This window comes from Alcaligenes endophyticus, assembly GCF_026344035.1.
Taxonomy (GTDB): Bacteria; Pseudomonadota; Gammaproteobacteria; order Burkholderiales; family Burkholderiaceae_B; genus Alcaligenes; species Alcaligenes endophyticus.
Map to the genome: position 1 here is coordinate 199,383 of NZ_JAPKND010000002.1, position 16,921 is coordinate 216,303.

The window sequence follows — 16,921 nt, forward strand, 5'->3', positions numbered from 1 at the left end:
AGCCTGCCCTTGATAGAGCAGGGCAGGCTACGCCCTTACGCACGAACGAGGGTAAACACCTTGTCAAACAATAAGGTAAAGAAAAAGGTGTAAAGCAAAAAGAAAATCATCAGGGCTGCGACCATGGTGAAGGCCATCCATAGGCCAACGTTATACCAATACATATATAGGGGTAAGGTGAATGCCAATAACCCCGCTTCAAACCCCACGGCGTGCACCATTCGCACTTTAACGGTTCTGGTCAACACGTGTAAGCGTCGTTCTAGATATTCGAATAGGGTGTTGTAGAGGAAATTCCAGATGACCGCGATGAGCGACACAATGGTTGCAACGGGTAGGGATTGCTGAGCATCTCCGCCGCTGATCAACATTAAAATTAGGGTTGACAGCAAGATAGCGAAAAATTCAAACAGAGCAACATAAACAAGGCGTCTTTTTAACGGGCTTAAGGTAAACAATGTGAACTCCATTGAGCCTTACTAACGGCTCTATAGTGTTAGAGCCGGCACGTCCCGGGAAAAGAAGAAAGTACTGCATTGCAGAGCCACGGTTTACGCCTGCAAAAAAAGTGTAATAGTTAGCGCTGCCGCTGTCAAAAATACAGTGTTGATGGTTGGTTTCAGCCTACAAGGCTCACGCTTAAGGTCCCGTTGATCCTGACTGTTGAGTGAAGGTATGAGCTTGTTTCTTTATACTTTTTTCTTGTTTGCTTACAGCTAAAAGCTCGTTAGTAACTGGCTTTCCCCCTGAAAAACGCTAGTATACTTAACAGCATACTTAGTGGTATACCGTAAATGAATGCTAAATACAGCATCGGTAACCCGACTGGAAGTAAGCGATAAATGCAATGAGTATCACCAGCCAGACCCGTATAGGACTTGACCATATCGGGATGTTCGCCGTCGATTTACACCGTATTTCGTCTTTATATGAGCGTCTTGGTTTTTCGTTGACACCTGTTTCCCAGCATGCAAGTCCCCCCGCACTAGGGGAGCCTGGCGTATTACGAGGAACGGCTAATCGTTGTGCCATGCTGAAGCATGGGTATATAGAGCTGCTGGCCGTAATTGATCCCTCCCTAGATACTTTGGGGGTGCCAGCAGCCTTAGAAAAATATCAGGGTATGCACATTTTGGCGTTTCAAACAGATGCGCCCGAAGTGTTGCAGTCGCAGTTGCAAGAGCAGGGCTTCAGCGCTAGTTTGGTTTATTTGCAGCGGCAGGTGGACGGCTCGGCGTTGTCGGGCTTAGCGCAGTTCACGCAAGTGCGTACTCCGCCCGAACAAATGCCCGAGGGGCGAGTGTTTGCCCTACATCACCGCACACCTGAATTAGTGTGGCAGGCGGGCTATTTAACACACCCTAATACCGCCCAAGCATTGCTCGAAGTTGTGGTGGTAGTGGACGATCTTGCGCAAGCTCAGCAGCGTTATACACGCTATTTTTCTTGTAAGGCTGATACATCCACCTGCGGGCAGGCCTCTTTTCACCTGAGAACTGGAACTTACACCCTGATGCAGACAGCCTGCTATGAGCGTAGTTATCCCCACGCTCCGTTGCCGCTACTCCCTTTTCCGGCCGTGCTGGTGATTGGGGTAGCGAGCTTGCTTACTGCAGCACAATACTTAATCGCTCAGAAAGTATCTTTTTCGTATCAAGTTAACCAGTTACGCATCGAGGCGGAACAGGCTGGCGGCGCAACCTTGATTTTGCGCCAGATATAAATCTTTTGGTTCTGATGAATAAAAATTTCGCCGTACTGGAATGGGAGGACGGCACCCTGGAGATGATATATGAACGTAAAAAACAAGTTTAAAAGTAGCTTTTTAAAAACTTCGTTGATGATAGCAATGACGACGCTGAGTGCTTTAACCGGCGTTGCGCAGGCTAAAGAAAAAGTAAACTTTGCTTATCCTACCAATATCAACTTGTCCAATGCTCCAACTTTGATGGCCATAGGCATGGGGTATTTTGCCGAAGAAGATCTGGATGTTGAGGTCTTGTTCTTCCAAGGGTCTGCAGTGATGTTGCCGCAAATCACGCAAAAGCACCTGACATTTGGATGGATGAGTCCTGAAGTATTGATCACTGCTAATCAACCGGGTCGCACAGCTTTACCCACAAAAATGTTCTACAACGGTATTTATTTGTCTCCTTATGAGTTGGTGGTGAAAGAAGATAGTCCTGTGCAAACGCTAGCCGATTTGAAAGGTAAAAAGATTGGTGTGGGGGCGATGTCTTGGGCGAATCTGGCTATTACCAAGACCATGTTGAAACAGGAAGGTTTGGAATTACAAAAAGATTATGAGTTTTTGCCTGTAGGGGTGGGAGCCACAGCATTTAGAGCATTAGAAGACAATAGTATTGCTGCGCTGAATCTGTTCGATACGTTCCACACACAAATGGAAAATAGTGGTACGGCCTTACGCCGTATTGCACTAGAGGATAAATACCGCTTACTGTTTTCTAATGGCTGGATCGCTCACGAGGAAACTTTGCGTGATCGCCCTGAGTTAGTGGAAAAGTTTGGTCGAGCGGCAGCCAAAGGTGTGGTGGCATGTAATGCCAACCCAGAAGCTTGTGTGAAGAATTTCTGGCAGTTGTACCCAGATACGAAGCCCTCTAAGGGGACAGAGGAACAGAAACTGGCTGATGCAGTTCGGATTGTCAAAGTTCGTTTGGCCACTATGATCCCCGAAGGAGGGCCAGAACGCATGGGCTATTACACCGAACAGTCTCTACGTGACTACGTTGAGACCTTGTACGAGGGCGGTCAGATCCCATCCGACAACATTGACGTGACATCTTTATATACCAACCAGTTTGTCGCCAACATCAATGATTATGATGTGCAAGCGGTCATTGAAGCGGCTACAGCGAAGTAAAAAGGAGCAGCTATGGGTGTAAAGACGTCCTCAAGTTCTGAAATGGCCTCTACGCTTCCTTTATTAGTGGCTGAAAATCTCAGTGTCACGTATCAAGGAAGTCGTGGCGCTGTGACGGCGATTAGCGATTTGTCGTTAGAAATTCAAGAGGGCGAGTTTGTCTCGGTTATCGGCCCATCAGGATGTGGCAAATCGACGCTCATTAAGATTTTCAGTGGTTTGCTTCAGCCTTCGAAAGGCCAAGTTAGACTTAAGGGCACACCCATTGATAAGCCAAGGGGAGACGTAGGTATTGTGTTCCAGCAGGCCACCTTGCTGCCATGGAAAAGTGTGCTGGAAAATGTGTTGGTTCCGGCACGGGCGTTAAACCAGGACATCAGCGTAGCGGAAAAAAAAGCCTCAGAGCTCCTACGGTTGATAGGTTTAGAAAAGTTTTCTCAGCATTACCCTAGCGAGCTTTCTGGTGGAATGCAGCAGCGCGTCGGCATAGCGCGTGGCCTTATTCATGATCCCGACTTGTTGCTGATGGATGAGCCGTTTTCAGCTCTAGATACCATGACCCGTGACCACATGAGCATAGAACTCCAGCGCATCTGGATGGCGGCACGCAAATCGGCGTTATTTATCACCCATAGTATTCCCGAGGCTGTGTTTTTGTCCGACCGTATTGTGGTGATGTCGGCCAGGCCAGGCAGTATTGTGACGGAAATTACCATCGATTTACCTCGTCCAAGAACATTGGAGACTTTAGGTGATCCTCAGTTCATTCTTTACTGCAGCGAGTTGAGAACTCTTTTTGAAAAACTGGTGAGCTTTGACTAAGGACGGACTTGCCCATGCATAATAAATTTAAAGCATTTTTATACCCGTCCATTACGGCTGTTTGTTTACTGATCATATGGATTGTCAGTATTAAGGTGTTCGAAATACCTGATTATCTTATCCCTACGCCTTGGGCCGTGCTAGAGAACTTAGATAAAGGCTATATACAGGGTTTATATTGGCCGCACTTTTTCTATACCTTTAAAAATACGGTGGTGGGGTATGTTATCGGTTCAGCCGTGGCTTTGGTGCTAGGGGCGATGGTGGCCGAGTCAAAGACATTTGAGCGTTTTTTCTTTCCGTATATTGTTGCTTTGCAAGCCACTCCGAAAGTGGCGATAGCACCGCTTATTTTAGTGTGGTTTGGTTTTGGGATGGCTTCTAAAGTTGTACTGATCGCCCTGATGACTTTTTTTCCTGTCTTTATCAATACCATTAGCGGGGTGCGGCAAACGAATCCAGCGATGTTGGATTTAATGCGGGTTTGCTCCGCTTCCCGAGTACACGTATTTTGGCATGTGAAGTTGCCTTCGGCGGCGGGGCATATTTTTGCTGGCTTGCAGATTTCCGTGGTGCTCAGTCTTATTGGTGCAGTAGTGGCTGAGTTTGTGTCGTCCAGTATGGGCTTAGGCTATTTGATTCAGGCAGCCTCGGTCAATATGGATGTAGCAACGATGTTTGCTTGTTTGTTTAGTTTGATTGCTATCGGCCTGAGCGGTACACGATTGATGAGCTTTTTACATCATAAATTTGTGTTCTGGGATCGTAGTTCGCAAACTATAGGCTCGGAATAAGGTCATAGAAAAGGCGCAGGAAATGGAATTTTATAATTGCTATGCACTGGATTACGATAGTGCCAGAGATGCTTTCTTACGCATCGCGGCTAATACTGGTGCAAGCTTAACGCATTATTTGCATCCCACGCATCAAGGTCCTCAGGGGCAGGATTTATATGTGGATGTTGCCTACTATGGGTCTGTGAGTGCATCGCGTAAGTTAATTGTTTTAAGTGCAACGCATGGCTTAGAGGGGTTGAGCGGTTCGGCCGCACAATTAGCGTGGATGCAGGGCGAGGGGCCAAAAACTTTGCCAGAAGATGTGGCCGTAGTAATGGTACATGCGATTAATCCTTGGGGGTTTGCCCACTTAAGCCGTACCACCGAAAATAATGTAGATTTAAACCGTAATTTTATCGATCATGGGCAGGCGCCGGCTAATCCCGCTTACGAGCAACTGCACCCGCTTGTTTTGTTTGATAGTTGGACTAAGCAGAATATCGTCGCCGCGCAGCAGGCTATGGATGACTTTGCGCAAAAGCATGGTTCAGATGCTTTATTCGATGCTTTAGCTCGTGGTCAGTATAGCCGCGCTGATGGGCTAAATTACGGTGGTAGTCAGCGCGAATGGTCGAACTTGGTGCTAGAGGAAATCGTACAAAATCATTTGTTAGGCGCCGAAAAAGTTGCCTTTATTGATTGGCATACAGGCGTGGGCGAGTACGGTGAGCCTTTTTTCTTATGCTTTAACGAAGAAGGCGGTGCATTATTTGAGCAGGCCGCAGGTTGGTGGGGGGACGCCCGCATTAAAGGTCAGCGCCCCCATGGAAAAGCACGGCCTAATTATCAGGGTTTGTTATTTCACGGGGTACAACAGTTTTTAGGGGATACACCCATGTGCGGAGCGGTCATAGAGTTTGGCACTCGAGGCTGGCACATGCGTCGCATGCTCAGGTTGGATTTATGGCTAAAGTTTAAGGCTGATCCTGGCTCACCTGCTTATGCCATGCTGCAAACGGATCTATTAGATTCCTTTTGTCCGTTTGATCAAATTTGGCGCGACAGTACGATACAGCATGCCCAGGAAATTACTGCACAGGCTGTGCAAGGCTTGGCGGCCTGGTAGAACCGTTAACGTTGTGTGATGGGGCTGTAGGAAACCAGTCTGGGTGTGCTTGGGGAATCATAGCAACCGAAAATGCGGCTAGCTCAAGTGCCTTGGGGAAAATAATAGTGGGCTGCAGCGACTGGGTTTTGAATGCCGTGTCGCTGAGCCCACTGTAAAGTAGTGTTACTACAGCATTGATTGTGATCAATGTGCTTTTTATAGTGTTAACCCGGGGGGAGGGTAGCTAAAGTTTGCCATAGATGTGTTGAGCTAGTAGCTTGATAAGCCTAGTGTTTTAGGCATACTTTGACGAATTGGCACCCTAGCACTCACTCTTCTCCGTGGTGAAGAAGAGTGAGTAAGCAAGCGATTAAAACGCCCAGCTAGCCCTAGCCTGGATACCTTGATCGCGTGTGCCGCCGGCAAACTGGCCGGTGTAGACCAAGCTAAAACGACGGTCTTGGTTGTTGATCAGTTCAACACCCAGCTCGCTGATGAAGGCATCACGAGCTAGCGGTGCGCCGTGAATAGTAAAGCTAGGCCCCGTGCTAAATCGCATTTCGCTGCGCGGCGTTTTATTGCCAAACAGATGGCGCCAGCCCACGTTGACCGTGGCAGCCAAGTCCCCGTGCTGAGTTTGCGCCAAGTTAAATTGACTGCGTGCCCCTAAGGTAGAGAAGGTATTGCTGTGCTGTTGCGAGCTACCTTGTAAGGCGCCCAAGCCGCCCGTTTCGCTGAAGCTACCACGACGCATCCATACCTGAGCCACATTCACATAGGGCTCTAGCGCAAACTGATTCCATTGTTGTTGATAGGCCGCCTCGGCAAAAATCTGGGCACTGCCTACGTTATAGCTGGCCTTTTGCTGCTCGGCGCCGGGCACCGCAATATGACGCTTGCTATGTAAACGATACCACGAGTACGAAGCGCCACCGCGTAAGGCTACGGCACCTAAGGACTGGCTGGCATAGGCCATGAGGTGATAGCCATCGGCTTTGGCGGAGCCTACTGTGTCCGTACCGTAGGAAGAGCGGCTTAGGGCAGCCCCGATTCCAGCCCGCGTTTGTTCGCCTAAGCGTGTATCGGCCCCAAACATCACACCACTTAGAGAACGGGTCATACGTGCCGTATCGTGAGTGGCTGCCAAGCTGCCCCAACTGCCTAGTACGCGTGCCCATACGCCGTTGTTAGCATCGTGCTCATTGCCTGCATCAGCCAAGGACCCTGCTGTGGCTAAGCGCCCTAAAGAGGCCTGGCGGAGCACACCGCTGGTATCCATCAACGCCGATAAGCTGGAGGCGTGAACCTCACCACCAAGCTGACGGTAATAGTGTTGAGCGGTTTCGGTAGTGTCCGCCATCACCACGGCACGGTATTCCGGACTGGAATTATTTTGTGCATCGACTGCCCGCGCCACTGACGCTTGATTGCCATTGGCCGCCAAGGAGGCAAAGGTGACATCATTACGACGTACCGCTAAAGACAAACCAGAGCCCGTAGCGCTCGTGACAGGGTGAAGCGCTAGGTCAATAAAGCGAGTCCCTAATATATCGGCGTTATCGAACTGACTGCCTGGGCTGATTTGTCCTGCTTGCAAGAAGGTAAAATCACGGCCTAAGGCATCGGGGTTCAGGCCCAGCACACGTAACTCTCCCCCTTGAATGTCAGCCGTACCCTGCACCTCTAGGCGGTCTGACTGACCTTGGGCGTCGATTTCGATATCTAAGCGCGAACCGCCTAACTGCGTGTAGTCGCCCGTAACGCTTAAGGTACCAATAGAATTACCGGGCTGTATGGTGCCGGCCGCAATCAAATGCGCCACGCTACCCGTACCGCCTAGGGCGGCATCGGCATCAATGGTCACGGTGGAGTTGACCAAGGCCCCGTTGACCGTCAGCTTGCCCGCTTGAATATGCGTGGCGCCCGCATAGCTGTTGTGGCCAGTCATGACCAAATGCCCCGGGCCTGATTTTTTTAAACCTCCGGTGCCGCTGATATCGTTACTCCAGATCGAGTTAAAGCCCTGGGTGTTGATATCAAAGGTTTGTGCAAAGCTTTCCGCACCAAATTGTACTGGTCCATCAATGGCTCGACCAAGATCCAGCATGCCCCAGCCGTAGATGTCCTTGTTGCCCCAATCCAAATCGGTACTGTTGGCCGAGGTGAGCAGCACTTCAATAATTTGCCGAGCTGTCATGTAGGGGAAAGCCTCGCGCAGCACCGCTGCCGCACCGCTGACTACGGGCGCCGCCATAGAGGTGCCTACTTCGTAGTCATAGGTGCTGTCTGGCACCGTGGAGTAAATCTGGCCCTCGTCTGCAGTGTAGCCCGGTGTAGGATAGTCGCCACCAGGCGCAGCAATACACCACAGTTGGGCAAGGCCGCAGCGATTGCTGTAGCTGCTTATCTTGCCATTTCTATCTACCGCCGCGACAGCTATTAATGCACCCTGAAGGTCGGAAAAATCTAAATCAAGATAATCAGGGTCGGTGAGATCGTTTAACACCCAGGTTGTTGGATTGTTCTCGTCTGTGGCGTCATCGTCAGTGTTCACAATAAAGCGATATTTCCCGTCGCTGGTGTTCTTGGGAGTGATCGCGGGAAGCAGGCCATTTCCCATCGGCGACTCGCTACCTATAGGTTGCTCTTCGAACTCATTGCCTGCTGAGAAAATCATCACAATATCGGCTGCTTCGCCACGTTTCATGATGTTATAAGCAGTCTTAATGTCTTCTTCGTCTAAAGGAGTAAAGTTAATGACTTCGTAATGCTTGTTTGGTGTTTTTTGCCCCGTTTCTTCATCAGTTAAATCTTTAGCGGGAAAGCTATCGAGGCCGTAACTGCCATTTAATACTTTGGCTCCGTGAGCAATCGCGTGCTCAAACGCTTTAGACTCGGCATTTTCTACAGGGTTGGGTCCTAAGATGCGTAAAGCTAGGATGTCGGCGTTGTATGCTACGCCATGCATGCCGTGGTTGTTGCGTGCTGCAGCGGCGATACCGCTGACGTGTGTACCATGCATGAAATCCGTTTGACCAGGTAAGCGGCCAACGTAAGTAGGGCCACCCGCGGTCACAAAGTTGGCCATAAACGGAGACACTCTGCCTGCAAATTCAGGGTGCTCAATATCTAAACCGTCGTCTAGCACGGCAATTAATATGCCTTTACCGGTATATCCTTTGGCATAGGCGAATTGCGCCCGAATATCCAATAAAGTGTGCGATGCTAAGAACTCTGGTGTGATAAATGACTCTGGAGGAGCAATTTGCTGAGCCGACACAGGCCCTACACATAAGCTTGCTATTGCAGCACTTAAGGCTGTAGTACGAAAGAAATGAATCGTTCTTTGGAGTGGAAATCGATGATGGGTCGTCGGTTTTATTTTGATTGTTGACATAGTCTCTCTGTGCACTGGTTATGGCATGGCGTAAAAGTAAAAAAGGTTATCATTCTTTACTTCCCGTTGATGCATAAAATAAGATGTTTTTTTCTGAACCACAAATTAAAAAATTAAACGGTTTAATGCTTTTTTCTTATTATTTGTATGGTATATGTTTTTGCAGAGGTAGGGCTTCACGTTATTGCGTACTTTCCTTGGCCATGTCGATAAAAGCCCTTAGGCTGCCAGGCACATGGCGATTATTGGGGAAGTACAGCGTCAAACCCGATATGTGGGGGCACCAGCTCTCTAATACAGTTACTAAATTTCCCTTATCAATATAAGGGCGAGCATACTCTTCCATTACATAAGCGATGCCTACGCCTGCCGCTGCCGCTTCCACCATTAATTGATGATGATCCAGCGTGAGCGCTCCGGGCACATCTAAAACGAATTCTTGCCCTTGTTTCCGGAACTCCCAGCGATAACGTTTGCCACTAGGAAAGCGTTGTCGTATGCACTGATGATGAACAAGATCATCGGGGGTGTCAGGTGCAGGATGAGCTTGTAAATACGCGGGGGAGGCCACGGCTAAGAAGCGAATGTCTGGGCCCAGACGAACTGCCACCATATCTTTGGGTACCGCGTCGCCCAGTCTGATTCCTGCATCAAAGCCCTTCTTAACGATGTCCACTAACTCCCCCTGTACAGTGAGATCCAGTTGCACATCGGGGTAGCGTAGGAGGAATTTTGGCACCAAGGTGGCCACTAGCAAGCGAATAGCGGGCTCGCTTCCGTTAATCCTCAGTGTTCCCAACGTTCGCCCCTGAGCACCTGCAACGTCTTCTAGTAATTGACTCAAGTCGCCCAGCAATGGGTCTAGGCGTGCAAGAAACTGCTCGCCTGCTTGGGTTAACGACACACTACGTGTTGTTCGATGTAATAGGCGTGTACTTAGCTTTTCTTCTAGCCCACGCAAGGTATGGCTAAGCGAAGAACGGGTCACGCCCAGCAGTTCAGCGGCACGTCGAAAACTGCGGTGCTCGGCAACGGCCATGAAAGCGCGTAAGTCTTTTAAGGTAGGGGAGTCTATTGGTGAATTCATTTCACTTCTTCATGCGGTTTATTGGTCATTCTCATTACAATCATAAGCCCATACCATGTTCTTAGTCGTTCACTTTTTCTTTTCTAAGGCACTATTATGACTAAGACGTGGTTTATTACGGGAACCTCAACGGGCCTAGGCCGCCTTCTGGTTGAACGTTTGTTAGCACGTGGAGATCGCGTGGTAGCAACGGTGCGTCAACCTGACGTGATGAGGACGTTAACCGAGAAATATGCTAATCAGCTGCACGTGTGGACGCTTGATGTCACCGACACACAGGCGATAAATACAGTGGTTACAGAGGCTTTTCAACGAGTTGGCCACATTGATATTGTGGTCAGCAACGCTGGATATGCGCTATTTGGCGCGGCAGAGGAAGCCAGTGATGCCCAAGTAGAGCGTCAGATTGCGACGAATTTGATAGGTTCTATCCAGCTTATTCGAGCTGTTTTACCGTACTTGCGTGCGCAAGGGGGCGGCCGCATCGTGCAGTTGTCTTCAGAGGGCGGGCAAATCGCTTACCCGAATTTCAGCCTTTATCATGCGAGTAAGTGGGGAATTGAAGGTTTTGTTGAATCGCTTGCTCAGGAAGTGGCCCCCTTTGGTATTGACTTTTTGATCGTCGAACCCGGTCCAACAGGCACTAATTTCGTTCAAGGTCTAGATCGCGCACAAATTATGCCCTGTTATGAGGACACCCCCGCCGGAGAGGTACGTCGCGGGGTGGCATCGGGTGACTTTGCGATTAAGGGCGATGCGGCCAAAACTGTTGATGCGATGATTACAGCGGCAGATAGGTTGCATCCGCCTTTGCGTCTTGCTTTGGGAAGTACCGCGTATACGTCTATTAGTAACGCGCTGACGCAGCGCTTAAGGTTACTAGAGGCTCAAAAAGAGGTGGCGTTCTCGGCGGATAGCCTTAACTGAATATTGAGCCCTGTCAGCATGAATCAACACTGGATATTTACTAGGACGGCGTGGTGTCGGAGTTTTTTGCTCTTGACGCCGCTGCTGTTGGCCTTATCTCTGTCTGCTTGCCAAAGCCAAGCCAGCGATGAGTCTGCGCAAGATAGCCCCATCGTGAGCATTGCGTTTGCCGTAGAACGACAGGTCATCGCCTGGGATGATTTTAATGGACGAATCGAAGCAGTTCAGACAGTTGCCCTGCGGCCGCGTGTTCGCGGTCACATTGAAACGGTTCACTACCAAGAAGGGCAAACGGTTAAGCAAGGCGATGTCTTGTTTTCTATTGATGCGCGTAGTTATCGAGCTGCGCTTTCGCGTGCTCAGGCAGAGTTGGCCAGCGCATTGGCACACGCTTCTGTGGCTCGCAGCGAAGCTGCTCGTGCTCATCGACTCGCATCGCGCCACGCGATCTCCACCGAAGAGTTGGATCAGCGCCGGTCGGTAAGCGCACAGGCTGATGCCGCGGTTCAATTTGCTCAGGCCGCGGTGCAAACTGCGAAGCTTGAGTTGGATTTTACTCAAGTTCGGGCACCGATTTCCGGGCGTACTGGTAGGGCGCTGGTCACGGTCGGCAACTTGGTGTGGCCCGAAGGGCAGGAGAACATACTCACCACATTGATGTCGCTGGACACAGTGCACGTGCATTTCGATAGTGATGAGCGGACTTACTTGCGCTATTCGCAAAGGGTGCGTGCAGGGGAGCGAGCAGATGAGCGCAAGGCAGGCGTGCCGGTTAAGGTCGGACTGGTTGGCGAGCAAGGGCATCCGCATCTAGGTTACGTCGATTTTATCGATAACCGTGTTGATTCGAACACGGGCACGATACGGGCGCGCGCTACCTTATCTGACGCTGATGGTTTGCTGACCCCAGGCCTCTATGCCCGAGTGCGATTGCAGGGCAGCACCCCATTTCAAGCTGTACTCGTTGATGAGAAGGCTGTGATGACAGATCAAGATCGCAAGTATGTGTATGTGGTTGACGAACATAACACGGCAAGGCGGCGCGATATCAGCTTGGGCGGCGTCGCTGACGGTTTGCGTATTGTTGAAAAAGGCTTGCTGAAGGGGGATCGTGTGGTCGTCAATGGTATTCAGAAAGTAAATTACTCAGGTATGCCGGTGCAGGTGCAGGAGGTTCCCATGGGGCCGCTTCACCTGGACCCGCAGCCAGTCGATGGTGTGTGAGAGTAAGACTATGAATTTTGCTCGTTTTTTTGTCGACCGGCCGATCTTTGCAGCGGTACTGTCCATTATCATTTTTGTTGTCGGCCTTATTTCGATACCGCTACTTCCTATCAGCGAGTACCCGGAAGTCGTACCCCCTACGGTGCAGGTACGCGCGAGCTACCCGGGAGCGAATCCGCGTGAGATTGCTCAGACGGTAGCTGCCCCGCTAGAGGAGGCTATTACCGGCGTCGAAAATATGCTTTATATGAAGTCGGTTGCAGGCAGTAATGGTGTCCTGCTGTTAACGGTTACCTTTCGCTTGGGTACGGATCCTGACGAGGCTCAGGCCAAGATACAGAACCGCGTAGCCCAGGCCGAAGTTCGCCTGCCGGAAGCCGTACGTCGCCAGGGAGTAGTCACTACCAAGCAGTCTCCTAATATTACTTTGCTCGTACAGTTAAGTTCGGCAGACGGCCACTATGATGAGCTTTACCTGCGTAACTATGCTCTATTGCATGTGCGCGATGAGCTGGCGCGCTTGCAGGGCGTGGGGGATGTGCAGCTATGGGGTTCAGGTGATTACTCCATGCGCCTCTGGCTAAATCCGGAAAAAATTGCAGCGTTGGGTATGACTGCCGATGAAGTGCTGGCTGCCGTGCGTGAGCAAAATGTTCAAGTTTCCGCTGGGCAACTGGGAGCCCCGCCCAACCCGTCGGGTAGCGATTTTTTGTTGTCTATCAACGCCCAGGGGCGTTTGACGACAGAGGCAGAGTTTGGCGACATCATTATTAAGTCGGGTAATAACGGGCAGGTAACGCGCTTGCAGGACGTGGCGCGAATTGAGCTGGGTGCTTCAGACTATTCGCTTAAGTCTTTACTTAATAATGAACCCACCGTTGGTATTCCGGTTTTTGCAGCGCCTGGCGCCAACTCGATCGATGTGTCCAATCAAGTGCGCGACAAGATGGCTGATCTAGCCAGATCCTTTCCTGAAGGTTTGACATGGTCTGTTGAGTACGATCCCACCGTATTCGTTCGTGATTCGATAAAGTCGGTGGTTAGTATGCTGTTTGAGGCCGTGCTGCTTGTTGTCCTTGTAGTGATCTTGTTTATGCAGACCTGGCGCGCTTCTATCATCCCTTTGCTGGCTGTCCCTGTGTCGGTGGTGGGTACGTTTGCCGTATTATTGTTGCTGGGATTTTCCATTAATACGCTAACTTTGTTCGGCTTGGCATTGTCCATTGGCATTGTGGTCGACGACGCCATCGTAGTGGTAGAGAATGTTGAACGTAATATTGCTGCAGGTCTAGCCCCTCGAGCCGCCACGCACCAAGCTATGCGCGAAGTAAGTGGGCCCATTATTGCGATCACGTTGGTGCTATGCTCAGTGTTCGTGCCTATGGCTTTTTTGTCAGGCGTTACAGGTCAATTCTACAAGCAGTTTGCGGTAACGATTGCCATTTCTACGGTTATTTCTGCGCTCAATTCCTTGACCTTGTCACCCGCACTAGCCGCTCTGTTGTTGCGTGCCAAGGGCACACCCCCTGATTTGCCTACACGCGTGCTCAATCGCTGGTTTGGGTGGGTTTTTGGTCCGTTCAATAGTTTATTTCAGCGTAGCGCCCAAGGCTATGGCGGTGTGGTGGCGCGCTTGCTCGGGCGTCGAACGGCGGTGTTTCTGGCGTATGTGGTACTGCTTGCAGCAACAGGATTTATCTTTAAAGCGGTCCCGGGCGGATTTGTGCCGACACAGGACAAGCTTTATTTGGTTGGAGCGGTGAAGCTGCCCGAAGGCGCTTCGTTAGCACGCACCGAGGCCTTAGTGCGCCGCGTGACCGATGTTGCTCTACAAATAGAGGGTATTCAGACTGCCGTTGCCTTACCGGGCTTGAACGTGTTGCAATCCACTAATACCTCTAATACTGGCGTGGTGTTTTTTGGTTTGACCCCCGCCAGTGAACGGTCGCTATCAGCCACCGAGATTGTCGCCGAGCTGAATAGGCGTTTTGCACAAGAGCAAGAAGGACTGGCTTTTGCTATTATGCCACCGCCTATCGCCGGTTTTGGTACGGGCTCAGGATACTCGTTGTATGTTCAGGATCGCAGCGAGGGCGGCTACGGTGCTTTGCAAACAGCGATGGATGCACTAGCTAATGCGGTCTCGCAGCAAGCTGGGTTTCCCTATCCGATTAGTTCGTACCAAGCGAATGTGCCGCAACTTGATGTGCTTGTTGATCGCACTAAAGTTAAGGCTCAAGGGGTGGCGATGACGGATCTGTTCGAGACCATGCAGACTTATTTAGGTTCTAGTTATGTGAATGACTTCACGCGCTTTGGGCGAACCTTCCAAGTTATGGCGCAAGCCGATGCGCCGTTCCGCACTACGATTGAGGACATCGCTAATTTACGCACTCGCAACGCACAGGGCGACATGGTGCCTATTGGTAGCATGGTGGATGTACGCACTACATATGGCCCAGATCCTGTCATTCGTTTCAATGGTTACCCTGCAGCCGACCTTATCGGCGAGGCTGATCCCCGTGTGCTCTCGTCGTCACAAGCTTTACGTGTCCTGACCGAGACTGCAGCCCACGTGTTGCCACAGGGAATGGAAGTAGCGTGGACAGACTTGAGCTACCAACAGCTCACTCAAGGCAATGCTGCGTTAATCGTATTCCCGTTGGCTGTACTACTGGTTTTTCTGGTGCTGGCAGCCTTGTATGAAAGCTGGACACTGCCGTTGGCGGTCATCCTGATTGTGCCGATGTGCTTGCTATCCGCTATGAGCGCTGTGTGGCTTACCGGAGGGGATAACAATATTTTCGTGCAGATAGGGCTGGTCGTCTTGATGGGGCTTGCATGCAAGAACGCGATTTTGATTGTGGAGTTCGCGCGCGAGCTTGAACTCCAAGGGCATAGCATTATTGACGCAGCGTTGCATGCTAGTCGACTGCGATTACGCCCCATCATCATGACTTCGACAGCTTTTATTGCGGGCGTATTGCCTTTGCTGATCGGAATGGGAGCCGGCGCTGAAGTCCGTCAAGTAATGGGCGTCACGGTTTTCGCAGGCATGCTGGGTGTCACACTGTTTGGTTTGTTTCTAACCCCTGTTTTTTATGTGGCTTTGCGCCGTTTGGCCACTCGTAAATTGCGTCGTGTTACTACGTCTGAGAGTTTGGAGACTCCCCATGTTTGAGTCATTGCTTAAGCGTTTGGTGTGCCTGCGTAGCAGCCCTGTTGTACTTTCTGCACTATTGTTGTCAGCTTGCGCAGTCGGCCCCAATTATCAGGCACCTGCTATCTCCCTTGAGTCAGCCTATGCACGCCAGGGGGAGACAGGGCTCACAGCGAGGGTGCCCGAAGCGGATGTACAGTTCTGGCGCAATTGGGGGGATCCGTTTCTGGAGGGGCTAGTGGCGGACACGCTACGGGCTAATCATGATATACGCATTGCCCTGTCGCGCTATGAGCAAGCACGCGCTTTGACTTATCAAGCCGAGTTAGACCGTTATCCTACGCCGAGTGCGTCTGGCGAGCTTAGCCATCAGCGTGTTAGCGCCTCGCAGGCGTCCGGTCTGTCGCGCACTCAACGTGACGGTGATTCGCATCAGCTGAGCTTGGCGGCTGTTTGGGAACTGGATTTCTTTGGTCGCGTACGCCGCAGCATCGAGTCCAAGAAGGCTGACACCGAAGCCTATGCCGCCGATTTAGCGGGCGTTCAGGTCGCTGTGGTGGCTGAAGTGATCGATGCCTACTTTCGTTTGCGCGGCCTGCAGGAGCGCCTGCGGGTAGCGCGTGACAACGAGAGTAATCAGGCCGATACCTTGCGCTTGATTCATGTTTTGTTTCAAGAAGGGCGGGGCACCTCTTTGGATGTCGATCGTGCAGGCGCACAATTAGCATTAACGCGCTCACGCGTCCCGGCATTGCAGGCGCAGGCAGAGGTGACAGCCAACCGTATCGCTGTGCTGACTGGACGCCAGCCTGCGGTGATGGCTAACGAACTTGATCGTCCTGTTGTCTTGCCTATCATTTCGGTGCAAGTGAATGCAGGTGTGCCGGGTCAACTGTTGCGTCGTCGCCCAGATATCGCGGCAGCTGAGCGCCGTTTGGCTGGAGCAACGGCACGTATAGGTGTTGCGACAGCCGATTTGTTTCCACGTTTTACTTTAGGGGGACTGATCGGTACGCAAGCGTTGGGCGTTAACGCTTTGTTTCAACGCGATAGTGAAACACGCTTGATCTCTTTGGGTGTAGGGGGATCGTTCCTAGATGTGGCTCGCGTGCGCTCACGTATCGCTGCCGCTAATTTGGAGGCAGCTCAGAGCTTGGAAATGTATCAACAGACGGTGCTCGCTGCCATGGAAGAGGCCGAAAATGCATTGCTCCGTTTGACGCATACCCAAACCGAGCAGTCCTTTCTGGAGCAAGCCGTGCAGGCCAGCCGCCGTGCCGCTAGCACCGCACGCTTACGTTTTGAAGACGGGATGGTCAGTGTGCTAGAGGTACTAGAGGCCGAACGGGTACGCTTAGATGCGGAGGAGCGACTCGCGCAGAGCACAACTGAGCAGGCGAGGGCTTTAGTTGGTATCTATAAAACACTGGCAGGTGGGTGGCCGCAGCTATTACCTGATCTGCAACAGGGGGCTATTGCTCAGCGCTAAGGGAGCCGTCGCGTATGACGAGGTGTTCTGAATAATGAACTTAGCCG

At 51.1% G+C, this 16,921-nt stretch carries 12 protein-coding genes; 9 read left to right on the forward strand and 3 right to left on the reverse strand.

Annotated features, from left to right (window positions below; all coding sequences use genetic code 11):
* Window positions 1–35 precede the first annotated feature (35 nt).
* Window positions 36–470, reverse strand: coding sequence for a PACE efflux transporter (locus OSH01_RS05325; protein ID WP_266123041.1), 435 nt, complete (start codon window positions 468–470; stop codon window positions 36–38).
* Window positions 471–847: 377 nt separating this feature from the next.
* On the opposite strand from OSH01_RS05325, the gene OSH01_RS05330 reads away from it, so the two are divergent.
* The 5 genes from OSH01_RS05330 to OSH01_RS05350 all read left to right on the forward strand — a co-directional run bounded on the left by OSH01_RS05330 (window position 848) and on the right by OSH01_RS05350 (window position 5,608).
* Window positions 848–1,723 (forward strand): VOC family protein, encoded by an 876-nt coding sequence (locus OSH01_RS05330; protein ID WP_266123042.1) that lies wholly within the window; start codon window positions 848–850, stop codon window positions 1,721–1,723.
* A 69-nt stretch (window positions 1,724–1,792) separates the two neighbouring features.
* Entirely contained in the window at window positions 1,793–2,884 is a 1,092-nt protein-coding gene (locus tag OSH01_RS05335; RefSeq protein ID WP_266123043.1) for an ABC transporter substrate-binding protein, read from the forward strand.
* 12 nt (window positions 2,885–2,896) lie between these two features.
* On the forward strand, window positions 2,897–3,706 hold the full coding sequence (locus tag OSH01_RS05340; RefSeq protein WP_266123044.1) for an ABC transporter ATP-binding protein: 810 nt from the start codon (window positions 2,897–2,899) through the stop codon (window positions 3,704–3,706).
* A 14-nt stretch (window positions 3,707–3,720) separates the two neighbouring features.
* Window positions 3,721–4,500: an ABC transporter permease gene (locus tag OSH01_RS05345; RefSeq protein ID WP_266123045.1), complete on the forward strand. Its 780-nt coding sequence runs from the start codon at window positions 3,721–3,723 to the stop codon at window positions 4,498–4,500.
* A 22-nt stretch (window positions 4,501–4,522) separates the two neighbouring features.
* Entirely contained in the window at window positions 4,523–5,608 is a 1,086-nt protein-coding gene (locus OSH01_RS05350) for a M14 family metallopeptidase (protein ID WP_266123046.1), read from the forward strand.
* Between the two features lie 352 nt (window positions 5,609–5,960).
* On the opposite strand, the gene OSH01_RS05355 is transcribed toward OSH01_RS05350, so the two are convergent.
* Entirely contained in the window at window positions 5,961–8,987 is a 3,027-nt protein-coding gene (locus OSH01_RS05355; protein WP_266123047.1) for an autotransporter domain-containing protein, read from the reverse strand.
* Window positions 8,988–9,168: 181 nt separating this feature from the next.
* Window positions 9,169–10,074, reverse strand: a complete 906-nt coding sequence (locus OSH01_RS05360; RefSeq protein WP_266123048.1) for a LysR family transcriptional regulator — start codon at window positions 10,072–10,074, stop codon at window positions 9,169–9,171.
* 96 nt (window positions 10,075–10,170) lie between these two features.
* On the opposite strand from OSH01_RS05360, the gene OSH01_RS05365 reads away from it, so the two are divergent.
* Genes OSH01_RS05365 through OSH01_RS05380 form a run of 4 tightly spaced genes read left to right on the forward strand, consistent with a single transcriptional unit; the run spans window position 10,171 to window position 16,874 of the window.
* The gene (locus OSH01_RS05365) at window positions 10,171–11,001 is read left to right on the forward strand and encodes an SDR family oxidoreductase (protein ID WP_266123049.1); all 831 of its coding nucleotides are present in this window, start codon (window positions 10,171–10,173) and stop codon (window positions 10,999–11,001) included.
* Between the two features lie 18 nt (window positions 11,002–11,019).
* Entirely contained in the window at window positions 11,020–12,225 is a 1,206-nt protein-coding gene (locus tag OSH01_RS05370; protein ID WP_376918125.1) for an efflux RND transporter periplasmic adaptor subunit, read from the forward strand.
* 10 nt (window positions 12,226–12,235) lie between these two features.
* Window positions 12,236–15,406: an efflux RND transporter permease subunit gene (locus OSH01_RS05375; protein WP_266123051.1), complete on the forward strand. Its 3,171-nt coding sequence runs from the start codon at window positions 12,236–12,238 to the stop codon at window positions 15,404–15,406.
* The gene (locus OSH01_RS05380; RefSeq protein WP_266123052.1) at window positions 15,399–16,874 is read left to right on the forward strand and encodes an efflux transporter outer membrane subunit; all 1,476 of its coding nucleotides are present in this window, start codon (window positions 15,399–15,401) and stop codon (window positions 16,872–16,874) included. Before OSH01_RS05375 ends, OSH01_RS05380 begins: the two co-directional genes overlap by 8 nt.
* The last annotated feature ends 47 nt before the right edge of the window (window positions 16,875–16,921 follow it).